The following is an 18,181-nucleotide window of genomic DNA, read 5'->3' on the forward strand; positions in this document are numbered from 1 at the left end:
TCGCTGCCTGCCTTGCGGCCTGCTGCGAAGACAGACTGTACAGGAGGTCCGAGGGCCAGGTCGAACTCACTCACCGTGGGGGCGCCGCTACGGCTCCGTGGAGGGCCGGTTCACGGTGCGGCCGCGTCGATCGCCTTCACGATCCGCTTGTCGGAGACCGGCTGTGCGGTGCCCAGGGCGTGCGCGAAGTAGCTCACCCGCAGCTCCTCGATCATCCAGCGGATGTCCAGGACCTCCTGCGGCACGGGCCGCCCCTGCGGCAACTGTTCGAGCAGCCAGGCGTACTCGTCCTGCATCTCGTGGACCTTCTCCATGCGCGTGGTGTCGCGCTGGACGTTCGTCGGCATCTGCTGCAGCCGGCGGTCCTCGGCCACCAGGTAGCGCATCAGGTCGGGCAGCCTGCGCAGCCCGGTCATGGTGACGAACCCCGACGGCACGAGGCGGGCGAGGTGGTCCCGTACGTCCGTGACGTTGTTGATCAGGACCAGGCTGTTCGTGGACTTCAGCCGGCGCTCGCAGGCCTGCCAGGCGGCCAGGATCTGCTGCACCTGCCCGATCGTGCGGACGGTGAGGTCCACGAGGTCGGCGCGCACCTTGTCGTACAGCTTCCGGAACGACGCCTCGTCCCAGGCCGGGCCGCCGTGCGCGGCGATCAGGCGGTCGGCCGCAGCCGTCGCGCAGTCGTCGAAGAGCGCCTGGATGGAGCCGTGCGGATTACGCGACAGCGCCAGCTTCTGCTGGTTGGTGAGCTTGTCCGAGGCGAACTTCGCGGGGTTCACCGGGATGTTCAGCAGGATCAGCTTCCGGGTGCCACGCCACATCGCCTGCTGCTGCTCGGCCTCCGTGTCGAAGAGCCGTACGGCCACGGTCTCGCCCTGGTCGACGAGGGCCGGATACGCCTTGACCGGCTGGCCCGCCCGACGGGTCTCGAAGACCTTGTCCAGGGCGCCGATCGTCCAGTCGGTGAGGCCCGAACGCTCGATGGACTCCCCCGAGGGCCCCGCGGTGGCCGCGGCGGCCTTGGAGAGCGCCTGGCGGGCCTTGGGGCGCAGCTGGATCTTCAGCGCCTCCAGGTCCTTGTCCTCGGCGACCTTGCGCCGCCGTTCGTCGGTGATCCGGAAGGTGATCTTCAAGTGATCCGGGATCCGGGACAGGTCGAAGTCGTCGGCCGTGACCGGGACGCCCACCATCCGCTGGAGCTCACGGGCGAGCGTCAGCGGCAGCGGCTCCTGGAGCGGCACCGCGCGCTCCAGGAACTTCGTCGCGTAGTTCGGGGCGGGGACGTAGTGCCGGCGGATCGGCTTGGGCAGCGAGCGGATCAGCTCGGTGACCACCTCTTCGCGCAGGCCGGGGATCTGCCAGTCGAAGCCCTCGGAGGTGACCTGGTTGAGCACCTGGAGCGGGATGTGGACGGTCACACCGTCGGCGTCCGCGCCGGGCTCGAACTGGTAGGTCACCCGGAACTTGAGCTTCCCCTGCCGCCAGGAGTCCGGGTAGTCGTCCTTGGTGACGGCCCCGGCCTTCTCGTTGATGAGCATCGAGCGCTCGAAGTCGAGCGCGTCCGGCTCGTCACGGCGCTTGTGCTTCCACCAGGAGTCGAAGTGCGCCCCGGAGACGACGTGCTCCGGAATCCGCCGGTCGTAGAAGTCGAAGAGCGTCTCGTCGTCCACGAGGATGTCGCGGCGCCGCGCACGGTGCTCCAACTCCTCGACCTCGCCGAGGAGTTTGCGATTGTCATGGAAGAACTGGTGGTGGGTCCGCCAGTCGCCCTCGACCAGTGCGTTGCGGATGAACAGATCCCGCGACGCCTCCTGGTCGATACGGCCGAAATTGATCTTGCGCTGGGCGACGATCGGTACCCCGTAGAGCGTGACCCGCTCGTACGCCATCACCGCCGCCTGGTCCTTCTCCCAGTGCGGTTCGCTGTAGGTGCGCTTCAGCAGGTGCTGGGCGAGCGGCTCGATCCACTCCGGCTCGACCTTGGCGTTGACCCGCGCCCACAGCCGGGACGTCTCGACGAGCTCCGCCGACATCACGAACCGCGGCTGCTTCTTGAACAGCGCGGAACCCGGGAAGATCGCGAACTTGGCGCTGCGGGCGCCCATGTACTCGTTCTTCTCCGTGTCCTTCAGCCCGATGTGCGACAGAAGCCCCGCCAGCAGCGAGGTGTGCACCGACTGCTCCGGCGCATCCTGCTCATTGAGTTCGATGCCCATCTGCTTGGCCACCGTGCGCAGCTGCGCGTAGATGTCCTGCCACTCACGGATCCGCAGGAAGTTCAGGTACTCCTGCTTGCACATCCGGCGGAAGCTGGAGGAGCCCCGCTCCTTCTGCTGCTCCCGGATGTAGCGCCACAGGTTGAGGAACGCCAGGAAGTCGGACGTCTCGTCCTTGAAGCGGGCGTGGTTCTGATCGGCCTGGGTCTGCTTCTCCGAGGGCCGCTCGCGCGGGTCCTGGATGGAGAGCGCCGCGGCGATGACCATGACCTCGCGGGCGCAGCCGTTCTTCTCGGCCTCGATGACCATGCGGGCCAGACGCGGGTCGACGGGCAGCTGGGAGAGCTTGCGGCCCAGCGGCGTGAGCCTCTGCCCCCGCTTTCCCTCCTGGGGGGACTTCTCGGCCTGCTCCAGCGCACCCAGCTCCTGGAGCAGCTGGACGCCGTCGCGGATGTTGCGGTGGTCCGGCGGGTCGATGAAGGGGAACTTCTCGATGTCGCCCAGGCCGGCCGCGGTCATCTGGAGGATGACGGAGGCGAGGTTGGTCCGCAGGATCTCGGGGTCGGTGAACTCCGGGCGCGTGACGAAGTCGTCCTCGGAGTACAGCCGGATGCAGATGCCGTCCGACGTACGGCCGCAGCGGCCCTTGCGCTGGTTGGCGCTGGCCTGGGAGATCCGCTCGATCGGCAGCCGCTGGACCTTGGTGCGGTGGCTGTAGCGGGAGATGCGGGCGTTGCCCGGGTCGATCACGTACTTGATGCCGGGGACGGTCAGCGACGTCTCGGCGACGTTCGTCGCCAGAACGATCCTGCGCCCCGTGTGGCGCTGGAACACCCGGTGCTGCTCGGCGTGCGAGAGGCGGGCGTAGAGGGGGAGCACCTCGGTGTGTCTGAGGTTGCGTTTGTTCAGCGCGTCCGCGGTGTCGCGGATCTCCCGCTCCCCGGAGAGGAAGACCAGGACGTCGCCGGGGGCCTCGTGGTCCAGCTCGTCGACGGCGTCGCAGATCGCGGTGATCTGGTCGCGGTCGGAGTCGTCCGAATCGTCTTCCAGGAGAGGTCGGTAGCGCACCTCCACCGGGTACGTCCGGCCGCTGACCTCCACGATCGGCGCCTCGCCGAAGTGCTTCGCGAAGCGCTCCGGGTCGATGGTCGCCGACGTGATGACGACCTTCAGATCGGGACGCTTGGGCAGCAGCCGGGCCAGATAGCCCAGCAGGAAGTCGATGTTCAGGGACCGCTCGTGGGCCTCGTCGATGATGATCGTGTCGTAGGCGAGGAGCTCGCGGTCCGTCTGGATCTCGGCCAGCAGGATGCCGTCCGTCATCAGCTTCACGAAGGTCGCGTCCGGGTTCACCTGGTCGGTGAAGCGCACCTTCCAGCCGACGGCCTCACCGAGCGGGGTCTTCAGCTCGTCGGCGATCCGCTCGGCGACGGTACGGGCGGCGATCCTGCGGGGCTGGGTGTGCCCGATCATGCCCCGGACGCCGCGCCCCAGCTCCATGCAGATCTTGGGGATCTGTGTGGTCTTGCCCGAGCCGGTCTCACCCGCGACGATCACGACCTGGTGGTCGCGTATCGCCTCCAGGATCTCGTCCTTCTTCTGGCTGACCGGGAGCTGTTGCGGGTACGACAGGGCGGGCATCCGCGCGGCGCGTCCCGCGAGCCGTTCGGCTGCCTTCCCGGCTTCGGCCGAGATCTCGTCCACCACGGACTGGCGGGCCTCGGGCTTGCGGATGCGGCGGGCACCCTCGAGACGACGGCCGAGCCGGTGCGCGTCGCGGAGCGAGAGCTGCCCGAGCTGGGACTGGAGATCGGCGAAGGAAGTAGACATACGGATCCCAGGATCTCACCCGGGCGCGAGGAGTGGCGAACCTATTTCGTCCGGGCCGTGTCACACCTCTCCCGGAAGGGTCCCGCGGCCCTCTCCCGGAAGGGTCCCGTGACGGCGCCGGTGACCGAGCGGGACGACGGCGTCACAGGACGTACCATTTCGGGCAACTGATCATCCGTTCCCCGTCGCAGGGCGACCCGCGCTCCTCCGGCGGACCCCGCTCGCCCTCCCCGCACCGCACCCGCACGGAGCGCCGTATGCCCATGCCCGCCCGCCCCTCGCCCTCCGCGAAGAAACCGTCCTCCGCGAGGAAGCCGATGCTTTTCGGCCTCGTCGTCGTGCTCGCCGCCGGGCTGCTCGGATTCGTCTCCTACCGGGCGACGGCCCCGGACGCACCCGCCTCCGACACCCCGGCCGCCGCCACCACCGCGGGACCGGACCCCGACGTCTACGAGGAGTTGGCGGGACTGGCGCGGCGCGACGCCGGCGACAAGCTCGCCCAGGGCCGCACCGACGCCCCCGTCGTCCTCATCGAGTACGCCGACTTCCAGTGCGGCTACTGCGGGAAGTTCGCCCGGGACACCGAACCCGAACTGATCAAGAGGTACGTCGAGGACGGCACCCTGCGCATCGAGTGGCGCAACTTCCCGATCTTCGGCGAGGCCTCCGAGGCGGCCGCCCGCGCCTCCTGGGCGGCCGGCCGCCAGGACCGCTTCTGGGCCTTCCACCGGGCCGCCTACGCAGAGGGCGCCAAGGAGAAGGGCTTCGGCAAGGACCGCCTCAGGGCCCTCGCCCGGCAGGCCGGGGTGAAGGACCTCGACCGCTTCGCGCGCGACACCGACAGCGCGGCCGCCACCGAAGCGGTCCGCGAGGACCGGGAACAGGCCTACGGGATCGGCGCCACGTCCACCCCGTCCTTCCTCATCAACGGGCGCCCCGTGGCCGGCGCCCAGCCCATGGCCGTCTTCACCGAGGCCATCGAGGACGCGGCGGCGGAGGAAGCCAACGTCGGCAGCGCCGGGGACCCCGCGAAGTGACGCCGGACATCGGATACTTCGCCGCCCTCCTCGGAGGTCTCCTGGCTCTCGTCAGCCCGTGCAGCGCCCTGCTGCTCCCGGCCTTCTTCGCGTACTCCGTGGACTCCGCCTCACGGCTGCTGGCGCGTACCGGCATCTTCTACGCCGGTCTCGCCACCACGCTCGTCCCGCTCGGCGCCGCCGGCTCGTACGCCGGGCGGCTCTTCTACGGGCACCGTGACGCGCTCGTCCTCGGCGCGGGCTGGCTGATCATCGGGCTCGGCCTGGCCCAGATCGTCGGGCTGGGCTTCGCCTCCCGGCGGATCGCCGCCATCGGCGGCCGGATCCGGCCCACCACCGCACTCTCCGTGTACGCCCTGGGCGCGGTCTACGGGCTGGCGGGGTTCTGCGCGGGCCCCATCCTCGGCAGCGTCCTCACGGTGGCCGCCGTCAGCGGCAGCCCCGTCTACGGCGGACTGCTGCTCGCCGTGTACGCGCTGGGGATGGCCGTGCCGCTGTTCGTGCTCGCCCTGCTCTGGGAACGCTTCGACCTCGGCCGCCGCGCCTGGCTGCGGGGCAGGCCGCTGCGGGCCGGCCGCTTCGAGCTGCACAGCACCACGCTGCTCTCCGGCCTCTTCTTCATCGGGCTCGGAGTGCTCTTCCTCGTGTACGACGGGACGACCGCGCTCCCCGGACTCCTGGACGTGGACGACTCGTTCGCCGTCGAGCAGTGGGCCCAGAGCCTCGGCGAGCGGGTGCCGGACGGGGCGGCGCTGACGGCCGTGGCGGCGGTGGTGCTGCTCGGGCTGACCGTGCAGGCCGTGCGGCGGCGGCGGGACGCCGAGTGAGTACGACGAAAGCCCCGTCCGGGGGACGGGGCTTTCGGGTGGTGGCTGGGGCCGGGATCGAACCGGCGACCTATCGCTTTTCAGGCGATCGCTCGTACCAACTGAGCTACCCAGCCACGCAGCTCATACGGGCTGCAGCGGTCCTGACGGGATTTGAACCCGCGGCCTCCACCTTGACAGGGTGGCGAGCACTCCAAACTGCTCCACAGGACCTAGCTAATGTGCGAGACAAGTCTCGCACACTGTAAAGCGTGCCCCCAACGGGATTCGAACCCGTGCTACCGCCTTGAAAGGGCGGCGTCCTGGGCCACTAGACGATGAGGGCTAAGGGCCCACCTGCGCGCTTTCCAGCGCGTCGGGGACGTGAGAAGCATATGGGATGCGAGGAGGTATCGCCAAAACGGTTTGGGCCTCTCGTCTGGATCAGGCCGGGCTCGCGTGCCCTGGCACCGCACCTCGCGGCGTTGTCGTCAGTCGGCATGGCTCCGCCATGACTCCCTCCTCCGCCTTGCGACGCACGGCACCAGACCCCGCTCCCTGATCCGACCTGATCCAAACGAGAGGCCCTACGGCGAGGTCGTCGAGGCGCTCGGGGAGGGGGCCGGGTTCTTCAGGTTCTCCTCCGGGAGATGGCGGCTGACCTCGGCCGTCGTCAGGCCCAGACCGCCCAGGGTGATCTCGTCCCAGGCCTGCAGATGCCGGGTGGGGCGGTCCAGATAGAGCACCGAGGCGCGCACCTTCTCGGGCTTCTGGTTCTGCACGGCGCGCAGTCCGCCGCCGCCCGTGGAGCCCTCGACCTTCAGCCGCGTGCCCAGGGGCAGCAGTTCGTTGACCCGGTGGTGCACGTGGCCGGCCAGGACCAGCGGAACCGTGCCGTCCGTCTCCCGCGCCGCGTTCGGGTCGTGCGCCACCGCGATGTCCACCGGGGTGCCCGCCCGCTTCTGGTCGCGGAGCGCCGAGGCGAGGCGCATGCCCGCGAGCTGCTCGGAGGCCTTGCCGCCGGTGGGGCGTGACCGGTCGGGGGTGAACTGAGGGTCGCCGGTGCCGGCGATCCGCACCCCGGCCACGCTCACGGCTCGGCCCTCGTCCAGTACGTACGCGTTCCTGGTCTTCCTCAGATAGGCCTGGGTCTGCTTGGAGTCGTGGTTGCCCCTCACCCACACATAGGGGGCGCCGAGGTCGCGGACGGGGTCGAGGAAGCCGTTCTCCGCGGCCGTGCCGTGGTCCATCGTGTCGCCCGAGTCGATGATCACGTCGATCTCGTACTGCTCGACCAGCGATCCGATGATGTGCCAGGCGGCGGGGTTGAGGTGGATGTCGGAGACGTGCAGGACCCGGATGGTCGCCGGGTCCGGCTGGTACACGGGGAGCGTGGACGTGGCGTCGTACAGCTTGGTGACGTTGGTGACGAGCCGGGCCAGCTCCTGCTGGTAGACGTCGAATTCGGTGACGATCGAGCGGGCGTCGCCGACCACCGAGGGGGCACTGGAGAGCAGCCCCGAGAATTTGGGCTCCAGGACGGACTTCGGGTTCCAGGTGGCGTAGGCGCTGACGCCCGAGGCGGCCAGCAGCGCCAGGGCGAGGCCTCCGGCGGCCAGGGCGCGGCGCGGGCGCCGGTAGACGAGGAGGCCGAGCGCGGTGGCGCCGGAGACCACGGCCACACAGGAGCGGACGGCCAGCTCCCGGGTGCCGGCGGCGACGTCGTCGGTGACCTCGTCCTGGAGACCCGAGAGGCGCTCGGGGTGCTTGACCAGGGCCTGGGAGCGCTCCGGGTCGAGCTGGTCGACGTCCACGTCCAGGCGGACCGGGGCGTGGTGGGAGTCCAGCTCCAGGGCGCCGAGCGGTGACACGTTGATCTTGGTGCCGCCGACCGCCGACGGCCGCAGCGTCATGGTGGTGTCCATGGGCCCCACCGGCGTACGCACGCTGCCGACGACCAGCAGCCCCAGCCAGGCGCCCAGCACGACCACGGCCAGCAGGCCGAAGGCCCGTTTCCAGGGGTGCGCGGCGGGGACGAGTCCGCCGGCGGGGGCGGTGGCGCGCGAGCGGGAGCGGTGGAGGCGGCGGACACGGACGGCTGCGGCGTGGAACGGGCGTGCCATTGGGCGCGTATGCCCCGATCGGACGGCGGACATGCGGGAGGGCGGGGCGGTGTGGGCCGGGCGGGTGGCCGCCGGGGCGGGTGCGGCCCGCCCGTTCCCGCCCGGCGTACGTGACAATGGCGGGGTGCTGGAGATGACGCGCGAGGAGTTCGAAGAGCTGGTGAGCCTGGCTCTTGACCGGGTCCCGCCGGAGCTGATGCGGCTGATGGACAACGTCGCGGTGTTCGTGGAGGAGGAGCCGGAGGACTCGGAGGACCGGGAGCTGCTCGGACTCTACGAGGGCACGCCGCTCACCGAGCGTGGCGAGTGGTACGCGGGGGTGCTGCCGGACCGGATCACCATCTACCGGGGGCCGACGCTGCGGATGTGCGAGACCCGCGAGGACGTGGTCGCCGAGACGGAGATCACCGTGGTCCACGAGATCGCCCACCATTTCGGCATCGACGACGAGCGGCTGCACGAGCTGGGGTACGGGTGAGCGCCCAGGGTCCACCGCCGGAGCGGCCCGTCGTCGACCCGGACGTCGACCTCTCCGTACCCGCGCAGCGCGCCGAGACGGAGGGCGCGGGGATGTGGCGGGTCCTGGCGGTGATCGCGGCGGGCGGCGCGGCCGGGGCCACCGCGCGGTACGCGGCGTCCCTCGCCTGGCCCACCGCCGGGGACGGCTTCCCCTGGGTGGTCTTCGCGGTCAATGTGGCGGGCTGCGCCCTGATCGGCGTGCTGATGGTGCTGACCGCCGAGCGGGGGAGGATCACGCGTCCGCTGGTGCGGCCGTTCCTGGGGGTGGGGGTGCTCGGCGGGTTCACCACGTTCTCGACGTACGCCGCCGATGTGTCCCGGCTGCTGGCGCGTCAGGAGGTGGCCACGGCGATGGCGTACGCGGCGGCGACGGCCGTGGCGGCGCTCGGCGCGGTGTGGGGGGCGGCCGCGCTCACCCGGGCGCTGGCGGACCGCCGGTGGCGGGCGGCGTGAACTGGCTGCTGGTCGTCCTCGGGGGCGCGGTCGGGGCACCGCTGCGCTATCTGACGGACCGTGCGGTGCAGGCGAGGCACGGTGCGGGGACGCCGTACGTCTTCCCGTGGGGGACCTTCACCGTGAACGCGGCGGGCAGCCTGCTGCTCGGCGTACTCACGGGAGCCACGGTGTCCACACCGGTGTACGCGCTGCTGGGTACGGGGCTGTGCGGGGCGCTGACGACGTATTCGACGTTCTCGTACGAGACGCTGCGGCTGGCCGAGACGGGCCGCGGCTTCCTGGCCGGCGCCAATCTGCTGGCGTCCCTGCTGGTGGGGCTCGGAGCCGTGTTCCTGGGGGCGGAGTTCGCGGGCGGCTTCGGGGGCCCCGGCGGGTGACCCGTGCCGGCCGGCGTGTGTGCGGGTGTTGTGCCGGGGCGTGTCCCCGGCGGGGGCGGGGGAGTTGGACACATCGCTCTCCCTTCCCGCCGTCTCTCCTCCCCGGAGGTGCCATCCCGTGCGCCAGTTGTCCACCCGCGTCCGCTGGGCAGCCGTCACCGTGCTGACGATCGCCGCGTCCACAGGCTGTGTGAGCGTCGGCGACGACGCCGGGAAGCCGGCACCTTCGCTCACGGCCGGGGAGAAGGGTGCGCCGGACCGTCCGGACGGCGGCACCGTGTCCGGCACCGGGCGGTCCGGGCCGGGCGGCGGCCGCGCCGAGGCGCAGTCCGACCGGGGCGCCTCCCGCAAGCCGGACGCCAAGGCGTCGGGCCGTGGCCCGTCGTCCGGGCCGAAGGGCACCCGCCCGGGACCCGGCGGCCCCGGCACTCCGGAGCCGACCCTGGGCGGCCCTCTGCCGACCCCGGGGCCCAGCGAACCCGGTCCGGGTGACCCTCCTCCTCCGCCGGTCACTCCTGAGGAGCCTCCGCCCTCGCCGGAGCCGGAGCCCTCGTCGCCGCCGGAGCAGCCTTCGGCCTCGCCGGCCGCGCAGTCCCGTACGGACGCGATGGGGGCGCCGGGGAGGATCGAGGTGTGGCCCACACCCCGGGTATCACCGCAGGTCGCGCCGGTGTGAGCAGGGCCGGGAGGGACCCGGTTTGCACGAATGGGGGGAGGGTGCGTATGGTAGTAGATCGTTTGATCCTATGCCCGGCGCCGACACAGAAGAGCGCCGTGTGGCGCGTACTCTCCCTTGCCGTGGCTGGACCGCATTGAGGCGGTCGAAATTGCGAAAACACGGAGTTACGGGCGCGTGCCGAGACTCCGGAAGGTTTCGCATTTCGCATGTCAATTTCCAGTTCTGACCACACCGTCATGCCCGAGAACGACGTCGAGAACATCGAGGTCGTCGAGGCCGCCGAGGCCGTAGTGGCCCAGGCCCCCGAAGCAGCCGACGAGACCCCCGCGACGGAGGCCCCGACCGCGGAGAGCCCCGCCACGGAGACCTCCGACGAGGCCGCGTCCGACGAGGACGCCGAGCCGAGCATCACCTTCGCCTCGCTCGGACTGCCCGAGGGCATCGTCCGCAAGCTCGCGCAGAACGGCGTGACGGCCCCCTTCCCGATCCAGGCCGCGACCATCCCGGACGCCCTGGCCGGCAAGGACATCCTCGGCCGTGGCCGTACCGGCTCCGGCAAGACCCTCTCCTTCGGTCTGCCGCTGCTGGCAACGCTCTCCGGTGGCACCACCGAGAAGAAGAAGCCGCGCGGCATCATCCTCACGCCGACCCGTGAGCTCGCGATGCAGGTCGCGGACGCCCTCCAGCCCTACGGCGACGTGCTCGGCCTGAAGATGAAGGTCGTCTGCGGCGGTACGTCGATGGGTAACCAGATCTACGCGCTGGAGCGCGGTGTCGACGTCCTCGTCGCCACGCCCGGCCGTCTGCGCGACATCATCAACCGCGGGGCGTGCTCGCTCGCGAACGTCCAGGTCGCCGTCCTCGACGAGGCCGACCAGATGTCCGACCTGGGCTTCCTGCCCGAGGTCACCGAGCTGCTCGACCAGATCCCGGGCGGCGGCCAGCGCATGCTCTTCTCCGCCACCATGGAGAACGAGATCGGCACGCTGGTCAAGCGCTACCTGACCAACCCGGTGACGCACGAGGTCGACAGCGCCCAGGGCAACGTCACGACCATGTCGCACCACGTCCTCGTCGTGAAGCCGAAGGACAAGGCGCCCGTCACGGCCGCGATCGCCGCCCGCAAGGGCCGCACGATCATCTTCGTCCGCACCCAGCTGGGCGCCGACCGCATCGCCGAGCAGCTCATCGAGTCCGGCGTGAAGGCCGACGCGCTGCACGGTGGCATGACGCAGGGCGCTCGTACCCGCGTCCTCGAGGACTTCAAGAAGGGCTACGTCAACGCCCTCGTCGCCACCGACGTCGCCGCGCGCGGCATCCACGTCGACGGCATCGACCTCGTCCTCAACGTGGACCCGGCCGGCGACCACAAGGACTACCTGCACCGCTCGGGCCGTACCGCGCGTGCCGGCAAGTCCGGTGTCGTCGTCTCGCTGGCGCTTCCGCACCAGCGCCGTCAGATCTTCCGCCTGATGGAGGACGCGGGCGTCGACGCCTCGCGCCACATCGTGCAGGGCGCGGGCGTCTTCGAGCCCGAGGTCGCCGAGATCACGGGTGCCCGTTCGCTGACCGAGGTCCAGGCCGACTCCGCGAACAACGCGGCCAAGCAGGCCGAGCGCGAGGCAGCCGACCTCACCAAGCAGCTGGAGCGCGTCCAGCGCCGTGCCGTCGAGCTGCGCGAGGAGGCCGACCGTCTGGTCGCCCGTGCCGCCCGCGAGCGGGGCGACGACCCGGAGGCGGCGGTGGCCGAGGTGGCCGCCGAGGCCGAGGCGGCGCTCATCGCAGCGGTGTCCGTCCCGGAGCAGCCGGCCGCGCGCGACGACCGTCGTGACGACCGGGGCAACTTCAGCCGCCGTGACGACCGTGGCGGCGACCGCGGAGGTTACCGCGGTGGCAACGACCGGGGTACGGGCGAGCGCAGTGGCCGTCCCTCCGGTGGGACCGGCTACCGCGGGAGCAACGACCGTCCGTCGTTCCGCGGCAGCAACGACCGTCGTGACGACCGTCCCTCGGGCGGCTTCCGCTCCGGCGGCGGCGACCGTCGTGACGACCGTGGTGGCCGTTCGTTCGAGCGTCGTGACAACGACCGTCCGGCGTTCCGCAGCAACGACCGTCGTGACGACCGCCCGTCCGGCGGCTTCCGCTCCGGCGGCGGCGACCGTCGTGACGACCGTGGTGGCCGTTCCTTCGAGCGCCGTGACAACGACCGTCCGGCGTTCAACCGCGACCGTCGTGACGACCGCCCGTCCGGTGGCTTCCGCTCCGGTGGCAGCGACCGTCCGTTCAACCGCGACCGTCGTGACGACCGTCCCTCGGGCGGCTTCCGCTCCGGTGGCAGCGACCGCCCGACCGGCCGCCGTGACGACCACCGCGGTGGCACCGGCACGGGGACCGGCACCGGCACCTTCGGCCGCCGGGACGACAAGCCGCGCTGGAAGCGCAACGGCTGAGTCCGGCTGACAAGCTGACCGACCGCGGGGCCCGTACGACACTTCGGTGGCGTACGGGCCCTGCGGCGTTTCCGGCGTCCGTGCCAGGGCATCGCTGGGGGCATGACAAACGACGAAGCCGTGGCGGCAGATCCACCGCCCGATGCCCTCCGGAGCCCGTCCGCGCCCACCTCCGACGAGGAGCGGCTGGCCGAACTCGGCTACACCCAGGTGCTCGCGCGCCGGATGTCCGCCTTCTCCAACTACGCCGTCTCGTTCACGATCATCTCGGTGCTCTCCGGCTGCCTGACGCTGTATCTGTTCGGCATGAACACCGGCGGTCCCGCCGTCATCACCTGGGGATGGGTCGGCGTCGGGCTGATGACGCTGTTCGTCGGCCTGGCGATGGCCGAGATCTGTTCGGCGTACCCGACGTCCGCGGGCCTGTACTTCTGGGCCCACCGCCTCGCCCCACCGCGTTCGGCCGCGGCGTGGGCCTGGTTCGCCGGCTGGTTCAACGTGCTCGGTCAGGTGGCCGTCACCGCCGGCATCGACTTCGGGGCGGCGTCCTTCCTCGGGGCGTACCTGAACCTGCAGTTCGGTTTCGAGGTCACACCCGGCCGTACGATCCTGCTCTTCGCGGCGATCCTGATCCTGCACGGCCTGCTGAACACCTTCGGGGTCGGCATCGTCGCCGTCCTCAACAACGTGAGTGTGTGGTGGCACGTGGTCGGGGTCGCCGTCATCGTGGGGGCGCTCACCTTCGTGCCGGACTCGCACCGGTCGGCGTCGTACGTCTTCACGGAGTTCGTCAACAACACCGGCTGGGGCAGCGGCTTCTACGTCGTGATGATCGGCCTGCTGATGGCGCAGTACACCTTCACGGGGTACGACGCCTCGGCCCATATGACGGAGGAGACGCACGACGCGGCAGTGGCGGGCCCGCGCGGCATCGTGCAGTCGATCTGGACGTCCTGGATCGCCGGCTTCGTGCTCCTGCTCGGCTTCACCTTCGCCATCCAGTCGTACGACAGCGCGCTCAACTCCCCGACCGGCGCCCCGCCCGCCCAGATCCTCCTGGACGCGCTGGGAGCCACCACGGGCAAGCTCCTGCTGCTCGTCGTGATCGGAGCCCAGCTGTTCTGCGGGATGGCCTCGGTGACCGCCAACAGCCGCATGATCTACGCCTTCTCGCGCGACGGGGCGCTGCCCTTCTCCCGGGTGTGGCACACGGTCAGCCCCCGCACCCGCACGCCCGTCGCGGCGGTCTGGCTGGCCGCTCTCGGTGCCCTGGCCCTCGGCCTGCCGTACCTCATCAACGTCACCGCGTACGCAGCCGTGACGTCCATCGCGGTCATCGGCCTCTACATCGCCTACGTCATCCCCACGCTGCTCAGGCTGTTGCGGGGCGACGACTTCGTCCGGGGGCCCTGGCACCTGGGCCGGTGGTCCCGGCCCATCGGCGTCATCGCGGTGGCCTGGGTCGGGGTGATCACGGTCCTCTTCATGCTGCCCCAGGTGTCCCCGGTCACCTGGGAGAGCTTCAACTACGCACCGCTGGCGGTGCTGGTGGTGCTCGGCTTCGCCGCGGTCTGGTGGCTGGTCTCGGCCCGCCACTGGTTCCTCAAGCCGGAAGCCCCGGATCACAAGCGCACGAGCACGGACTGACCGGCGCGCCCCGGCCATGACAGGGCCCGGCACCCGATACCCGATCGGCTGCCGGGCCCGGGGCAGCTATGCTCGGGGGTGATCCATCAGGGGCCGTTAGCTCAATTGGTCAGAGCAGCGGACTTTTAATCCGTTGGTTGTGGGTTCGAGTCCCACACGGCCTACCGACAGCGGGGGAGGGACAACCCTCTGACCTGCGGTGGAGCGCCCTGATCGGCTTCGGCTGATCGGGGCGCCCTGCTGTTCAAGGGTGCGTGCGTGAGCGATGCGTGAGCGGATCGTCACCGGTCCTCTGCGGAGGGGATGTCTTGCCGCTGAGTTACACGGGTGCCGAGGCTGGGCGCTCCCATGCCCTCGATCGCATCGGTCTTGCGGAGTGTCAGTTCCTCGCCGGTGACGTCCAAGGCGCGGCCGCTGAAACTATCCTGGTGGTGCATGCCGCGCGAGGTACGCAATCGGGGCGTGTCCGTGCACAGCTTGGGCAGCTGTACCCGTACACCGTGGGACACAGCGCGTCGCGTCCGGTGCGCGAGGCGCGCGATAGTATCCGCGACCTCCTGTCGAGCTGAGGAACGGGCGCATGACGACATTTGCCGTGACCGGGCACATGGACCTGACCGACGAGACCGTGCCACTGGTACGGGCCGCGCTGCGAGACCTGCTCGCCGAGTACAGCGATGACCTGACCGGGGTGTCGTGCATCGCCGCGGGGGCAGACAGCCTCTTCGCGGAAGAGGTGACCGCGATCGGGGGTCGCCTGGTCGCCGTGATCCCCTCCGAGGACTACCGCGCCACGAAGGTGAAGCCGGCCCACGCCGCCGTCTTCGACCACCTGATCGAGACGGCCGGGGAGGTGGTGACGTTGCCTCACACGACGGCGAACCGGGCTGCCTACGAGGCGGCGAACGCCGAGCTGCTGAGCCGTGCGGATCGCCTCGTCGCGGTGTGGGACGGCACGCCTCCTTCAGGCAAGGGCGGCGGAACCGCCGACACCGTCGAGCAAGCCCGCCAGGCCGGGTTGGCGGTCGACGTGGTCTGGCCCGCCGGGGCCGCGCGGCGTGTGAGATAAGTTGCTCGCCCGTGGAGGGCCAGGTCGATCGGACAGGACTGTCGCTCCGCGCCGCTTCGGCCGGTCGCGATGGCCGCTCCCAGCTCGGCTGGAGGCTTCGCTGATCCCGAAAAGCCCTATGGGGCGAGCGGATCTGACTCGTATGTGAGCCGGATGACGCCGTCCGGATGCTGTTCGGCGCGGGCTCGGACCCCGAAGACCTCGTGCAGCACGGTCGGTGTGAGGGCGTCGAGGACAGGGCCCGCGACGACGGCACAGCCGTGGTGGAGGACGACGAGCCGGTCGCAGAAGCGGACGGCCAGGTCGAGGTCGTGCAGCACGGCGAGGGTCGTGACGCCGGTCTGCCGGATCAGTCCGAGGAGTTCGAACCGGGCGCGGATGTCGAGATGGTTGGTCAGTTCGTCCAGAACGAGGAGTTCCGGGGCCTGGGCGAGGGCGCGGGCGAGCAGGACGCGCTGGCGCTCACCGCCGGAGAGTGAGGAGAGGTCGCGCTTGGCGAGCGGCGCGATGCCACAGCTCTCCAGCGCCTCGCTGATGGCTCGCCGGTCGGCCTCGCCGTCGCGGCCCAGCACCCCGTGGTGCGGGGTCCGGCCGAGCGCGACCGTCTCGCCGACGGTGAGGCCCCCCGCCCCCGCCCCGTCCTGGAGAACGGCGGCGGTGTGCCGGGCGGCGGCCCGCGAGGAGAGCCGCCACACATCCCGCCCGCCCACCTCGACAATTCCTGCGGAGGGGCGCAGCGATCGGTAGACCGCACGCAGCAGGGTGGACTTGCCGCTCCCGTTGGGGCCCACGAGCCCCACGATCTGGCCCGGTGACACGACGAGTCCGACGTCGCGCAGGACCGGGGAGCCACCGAGGGCGATGTGGAGGCCGTCCACGGTCAGTCTCATGCGGCGTCCAGCCCCTTGTTGCGGCGCAGCAGCCAGAGGAAGAACGGTGCGCCGAGCAGTGCGGTGAGGATGCCCAGGGGCAGTTCGTTGGGCCGGTTGACGGTACGGGAGAGCAGGTCGACCAGTACGAGGTAGACGGCCCCGAGGAGTGCGCTCAGCGGGAGCAGCCTGCGGTGATCGGCACCGAGGGCGAGCCGTACCAGGTGCGGAATCATCAGGCCGACGAAGCCGATGCCGCCCGCGACGGCGATGACGGTGCCGGTGAGGAGTGCCGCCACCACCAGCAGCACCGCCCGGGTGCGGTGCACGTCCACCCCGAGGGACGTCGCCGACTCGTCTCCCGCGAGCAGGGCGTTCAGGCGGCGCCGGAAAGAGGCGAGAAGCGCCGTTCCGATGATTACCACTGCGGTGACAGTGGGCAGTTGGCTCCAGCGAGCCCCGGAGACGCTGCCCAACATCCAGAACATTACGCCGCGCAACTCGGTCGGGGTCGCCTGCAGTTGTACGAAGCTCGTCGCGGAGAGCAGCACGTAGCCGACCGCTACCCCGGCGAGGACGAGCCGCGTGGGCGCGAGCCGTCCGCTGCGTTGTCCGAGTGCGAAGACCAGCAGCCCGGCCAGGAGGGCGCCCACGAACGCCGCTCCGGAAACGCCGAGCCCGCCGAGTCCCGCGCCGCCGAGCGTGATCACGAGGACCGCGCCGAGCGACGCCCCGTGCGAGAAGCCGAGCACCGTGGGATCGGCGAGCGGGTTGGAGACGAGGGTCTGGAGGACGGCGCCGGCGACGGCGAGTCCGGCACCGACGACCGCGGCGAGGACCACACGCGGGGTGCGGAACTGCCAGACGATCTGGTCGAGGGCGACGTCGTCCACGGGCCCCCGACCGGTGGCATGGTGGACGAGGACCGTCCATACGTCGCCGGCAGGCACGTTGACCGCGCCGATGCCGACGGCGAGGACCATCGAGACCAGCAGCGCGACGGTGAGCACGAGGGCACAGACGGAGAGGGGGAGACGGCTCAGAAGGCGTCGGGGTGCAGCATCCTGGCGATCTTCTCCACCGCCATGTCGTTGCTGGGGCCGAGGTACATCGAGTCGGACAGCACCACGAACTTGTTCTTCTTGGCTGCGGGCCACTGGGGGAACTCCTTGAGCAGCTTCTTCGCGTATGCCGTCGGGTCGGGGTCGTTGTAACTGACGACCACGAGGGCGTCCACGTCGGTGGCGGCGACCTTCTCCTTGCTGAGGTCGGCGAAAGAGGTCTTCGCCGCGCTCGCGAAGGCGTTGCTGCCGCCGGCCTTGGCGAGGATGTCGTTATAGATGCCGTGGGCGGCGACGGAGCTGAAGTCGTTACCGCCCATGGTCATGTGGGAGAAGATGACCATGACCTTCGGCTTCTTGGCATTGCCGACCTTGGCAGCCACGTCGGCGATGTTCTGCCGTTCGGTGGCGACGAGCTTCTCCGCCTTCTCCTCGACGCCGAAGATCCTGCCCATGTCGCGCAGCAGCGTGTAGCTGTCGTCGATCGTCATGTTCAGGTTGTCCTGTCCGCAGCCCTCGGGCGAGATGTAGGTGCGTGTTCCGACCTCGTTGAGCTGCTCGCGGGTGGCGAAGCCGTTCTTGGCGTCGAAACCGTAGGACGTGGTGGAGAGCACGAAGTCGGGCCGGAGGCCGATCATGGCCTCGCGCGGGATGTCGAAGGCTTCATTCGGCTTCACCCCTCCCGTAGGCAGGTCCTTGATCTCCTCGGCGCGGCCGTGGACTTCGGACATGCCATAGGTCTGCTGGTTGGAGACGATCTGGCCGCCCTGGCCGAGGGCGAGCAGCGTGGACACCTCGGCGACCGAGGCCCCGTTCATCACGACGACTCGGCTGGGGGCCTTGTCGAATGTCTGGTCGCGGCCGCAGTTCTCGAGGGTGACGGGGTACGCGCCCTGCGCGGCGGGAGGTGCCTTGTCGGCGGAGCCGGTCGTCTTGCCTTCCGCGCCGGAGTCCGCCTCCGAACAGCCGGCGGCGGCGAGGCACAGGAGGGTGGCGAGGGCGATGGCTGCCGGCCTGGGTGTCGGCATGGGAATTCTCCTCG

At 70.5% G+C, this 18,181-nt stretch carries 14 protein-coding genes and 4 tRNA genes; 10 read left to right on the forward strand and 8 right to left on the reverse strand.

Features of this window, described 5'->3' with window-relative positions; translation table 11 throughout:
* Positions 1-110: 110 nt before the first annotated feature.
* Positions 111-4,046, reverse strand: a complete 3,936-nt coding sequence (gene hrpA, locus ACIQM3_RS26815; protein ID WP_401628262.1) for an ATP-dependent RNA helicase HrpA — start codon at positions 4,044-4,046, stop codon at positions 111-113.
* Between the two features lie 257 nt (positions 4,047-4,303).
* On the opposite strand from hrpA, the gene ACIQM3_RS26820 reads away from it, so the two are divergent.
* Together ACIQM3_RS26820 and ACIQM3_RS26825 are read left to right on the forward strand one after the other, a co-directional pair.
* The gene (locus ACIQM3_RS26820; protein WP_401628265.1) at positions 4,304-5,083 is read left to right on the forward strand and encodes a DsbA family protein; all 780 of its coding nucleotides are present in this window, start codon (positions 4,304-4,306) and stop codon (positions 5,081-5,083) included.
* On the forward strand, positions 5,080-5,910 hold the full coding sequence (locus tag ACIQM3_RS26825; protein WP_401628267.1) for a cytochrome c biogenesis CcdA family protein: 831 nt from the start codon (positions 5,080-5,082) through the stop codon (positions 5,908-5,910). Before ACIQM3_RS26820 ends, ACIQM3_RS26825 begins: the two co-directional genes overlap by 4 nt.
* 39 nt (positions 5,911-5,949) lie before the next feature.
* On the opposite strand, the gene ACIQM3_RS26830 is transcribed toward ACIQM3_RS26825, so the two are convergent.
* From ACIQM3_RS26830 to ACIQM3_RS26845, 4 genes are all read right to left on the reverse strand, one after another.
* Positions 5,950-6,026, reverse strand: a tRNA-Phe gene (locus tag ACIQM3_RS26830).
* 22 nt (positions 6,027-6,048) lie between these two features.
* Positions 6,049-6,123, reverse strand: a tRNA-Asp gene (locus tag ACIQM3_RS26835).
* Between the two features lie 39 nt (positions 6,124-6,162).
* Positions 6,163-6,235: transfer RNA gene (locus ACIQM3_RS26840), tRNA-Glu, on the reverse strand.
* A 241-nt stretch (positions 6,236-6,476) separates the two neighbouring features.
* Positions 6,477-8,012, reverse strand: coding sequence for a metallophosphoesterase (locus tag ACIQM3_RS26845; protein ID WP_401628270.1), 1,536 nt, complete (start codon positions 8,010-8,012; stop codon positions 6,477-6,479).
* 124 nt (positions 8,013-8,136) lie between these two features.
* Here ACIQM3_RS26845 and ACIQM3_RS26850 point away from each other — a divergent pair, with 124 nt between their 5' ends.
* The 8 genes from ACIQM3_RS26850 (at position 8,137) to ACIQM3_RS26885 (ending at position 15,209) form a co-directional block, all read left to right on the forward strand.
* On the forward strand, positions 8,137-8,490 hold the full coding sequence (locus tag ACIQM3_RS26850; RefSeq protein ID WP_104787640.1) for a metallopeptidase family protein: 354 nt from the start codon (positions 8,137-8,139) through the stop codon (positions 8,488-8,490).
* 92 nt (positions 8,491-8,582) lie between these two features.
* On the forward strand, positions 8,583-8,984 hold the full coding sequence (locus tag ACIQM3_RS26855) for a CrcB family protein (protein ID WP_401628402.1): 402 nt from the start codon (positions 8,583-8,585) through the stop codon (positions 8,982-8,984).
* Positions 8,981-9,364 carry a fluoride efflux transporter FluC gene (locus tag ACIQM3_RS26860; RefSeq protein WP_401628273.1) on the forward strand — a complete coding sequence of 128 codons (384 nt, stop codon included), beginning with the start codon at positions 8,981-8,983 and terminating at the stop codon, positions 9,362-9,364. Before ACIQM3_RS26855 ends, ACIQM3_RS26860 begins: the two co-directional genes overlap by 4 nt.
* A 118-nt stretch (positions 9,365-9,482) precedes the next feature.
* Positions 9,483-10,040 (forward strand): hypothetical protein, encoded by a 558-nt coding sequence (locus ACIQM3_RS26865; RefSeq protein ID WP_401628276.1) that lies wholly within the window; start codon positions 9,483-9,485, stop codon positions 10,038-10,040.
* A gap of 239 nt (positions 10,041-10,279) precedes the next feature.
* Positions 10,280-12,493 (forward strand): DEAD/DEAH box helicase, encoded by a 2,214-nt coding sequence (locus ACIQM3_RS26870; protein WP_401628278.1) that lies wholly within the window; start codon positions 10,280-10,282, stop codon positions 12,491-12,493.
* Between the two features lie 102 nt (positions 12,494-12,595).
* Positions 12,596-14,140 (forward strand): amino acid permease, encoded by a 1,545-nt coding sequence (locus tag ACIQM3_RS26875; RefSeq protein WP_401628281.1) that lies wholly within the window; start codon positions 12,596-12,598, stop codon positions 14,138-14,140.
* Between the two features lie 90 nt (positions 14,141-14,230).
* Positions 14,231-14,304, forward strand: a tRNA-Lys gene (locus ACIQM3_RS26880).
* Between the two features lie 416 nt (positions 14,305-14,720).
* Complete coding sequence (locus ACIQM3_RS26885; RefSeq protein WP_401628284.1) at positions 14,721-15,209, forward strand: hypothetical protein; 489 nt, start codon at positions 14,721-14,723, stop codon at positions 15,207-15,209.
* Between the two features lie 116 nt (positions 15,210-15,325).
* On the opposite strand, the gene ACIQM3_RS26890 is transcribed toward ACIQM3_RS26885, so the two are convergent.
* Genes ACIQM3_RS26890 through ACIQM3_RS26900 form a run of 3 tightly spaced genes read right to left on the reverse strand, consistent with a single transcriptional unit; the run spans position 15,326 to position 18,167 of the window.
* Complete coding sequence (locus ACIQM3_RS26890) at positions 15,326-16,099, reverse strand: ABC transporter ATP-binding protein (RefSeq protein ID WP_401628287.1); 774 nt, start codon at positions 16,097-16,099, stop codon at positions 15,326-15,328.
* Positions 16,096-17,061, reverse strand: a complete 966-nt coding sequence (locus tag ACIQM3_RS26895) for a FecCD family ABC transporter permease (protein WP_401628405.1) — start codon at positions 17,059-17,061, stop codon at positions 16,096-16,098. Before ACIQM3_RS26895 ends, ACIQM3_RS26890 begins: the two co-directional genes overlap by 4 nt.
* Positions 17,062-17,117: 56 nt before the next feature.
* Positions 17,118-18,167, reverse strand: a complete 1,050-nt coding sequence (locus ACIQM3_RS26900; RefSeq protein ID WP_401628290.1) for an ABC transporter substrate-binding protein — start codon at positions 18,165-18,167, stop codon at positions 17,118-17,120.
* Positions 18,168-18,181: the final 14 nt, after the last annotated feature.

This window comes from Streptomyces sp. NPDC091271, from assembly GCF_044757505.1.
Lineage (GTDB): Bacteria > Actinomycetota > Actinomycetes > Streptomycetales > Streptomycetaceae > Streptomyces.

Bases quoted from the DNA above. Each gene is read 5' to 3' on its own strand.
- ACIQM3_RS26885 (WP_401628284.1), top strand. From the start codon at position 14,721: ATGACGACATTTGCCGTGACCGGGCACATGGACCTGACCGACGAGACC.
- ACIQM3_RS26890 (WP_401628287.1), bottom strand. From the start codon at position 16,099: ATGAGACTGACCGTGGACGGCCTCCACATCGCCCTCGGTGGCTCCCCG.
- hrpA (WP_401628262.1), bottom strand. From the start codon at position 4,046: ATGTCTACTTCCTTCGCCGATCTCCAGTCCCAGCTCGGGCAGCTCTCG.
- ACIQM3_RS26870 (WP_401628278.1), top strand. From the start codon at position 10,280: ATGCCCGAGAACGACGTCGAGAACATCGAGGTCGTCGAGGCCGCCGAG.
- ACIQM3_RS26845 (WP_401628270.1), bottom strand. From the start codon at position 8,012: ATGGCACGCCCGTTCCACGCCGCAGCCGTCCGTGTCCGCCGCCTCCAC.
- ACIQM3_RS26875 (WP_401628281.1), top strand. From the start codon at position 12,596: ATGACAAACGACGAAGCCGTGGCGGCAGATCCACCGCCCGATGCCCTC.
- ACIQM3_RS26820 (WP_401628265.1), top strand. From the start codon at position 4,304: ATGCCCATGCCCGCCCGCCCCTCGCCCTCCGCGAAGAAACCGTCCTCC.
- ACIQM3_RS26900 (WP_401628290.1), bottom strand. From the start codon at position 18,167: ATGCCGACACCCAGGCCGGCAGCCATCGCCCTCGCCACCCTCCTGTGC.
- ACIQM3_RS26895 (WP_401628405.1), bottom strand. From the start codon at position 17,061: ATGGTCCTCGCCGTCGGCATCGGCGCGGTCAACGTGCCTGCCGGCGAC.
- ACIQM3_RS26855 (WP_401628402.1), top strand. From the start codon at position 8,583: ATGTGGCGGGTCCTGGCGGTGATCGCGGCGGGCGGCGCGGCCGGGGCC.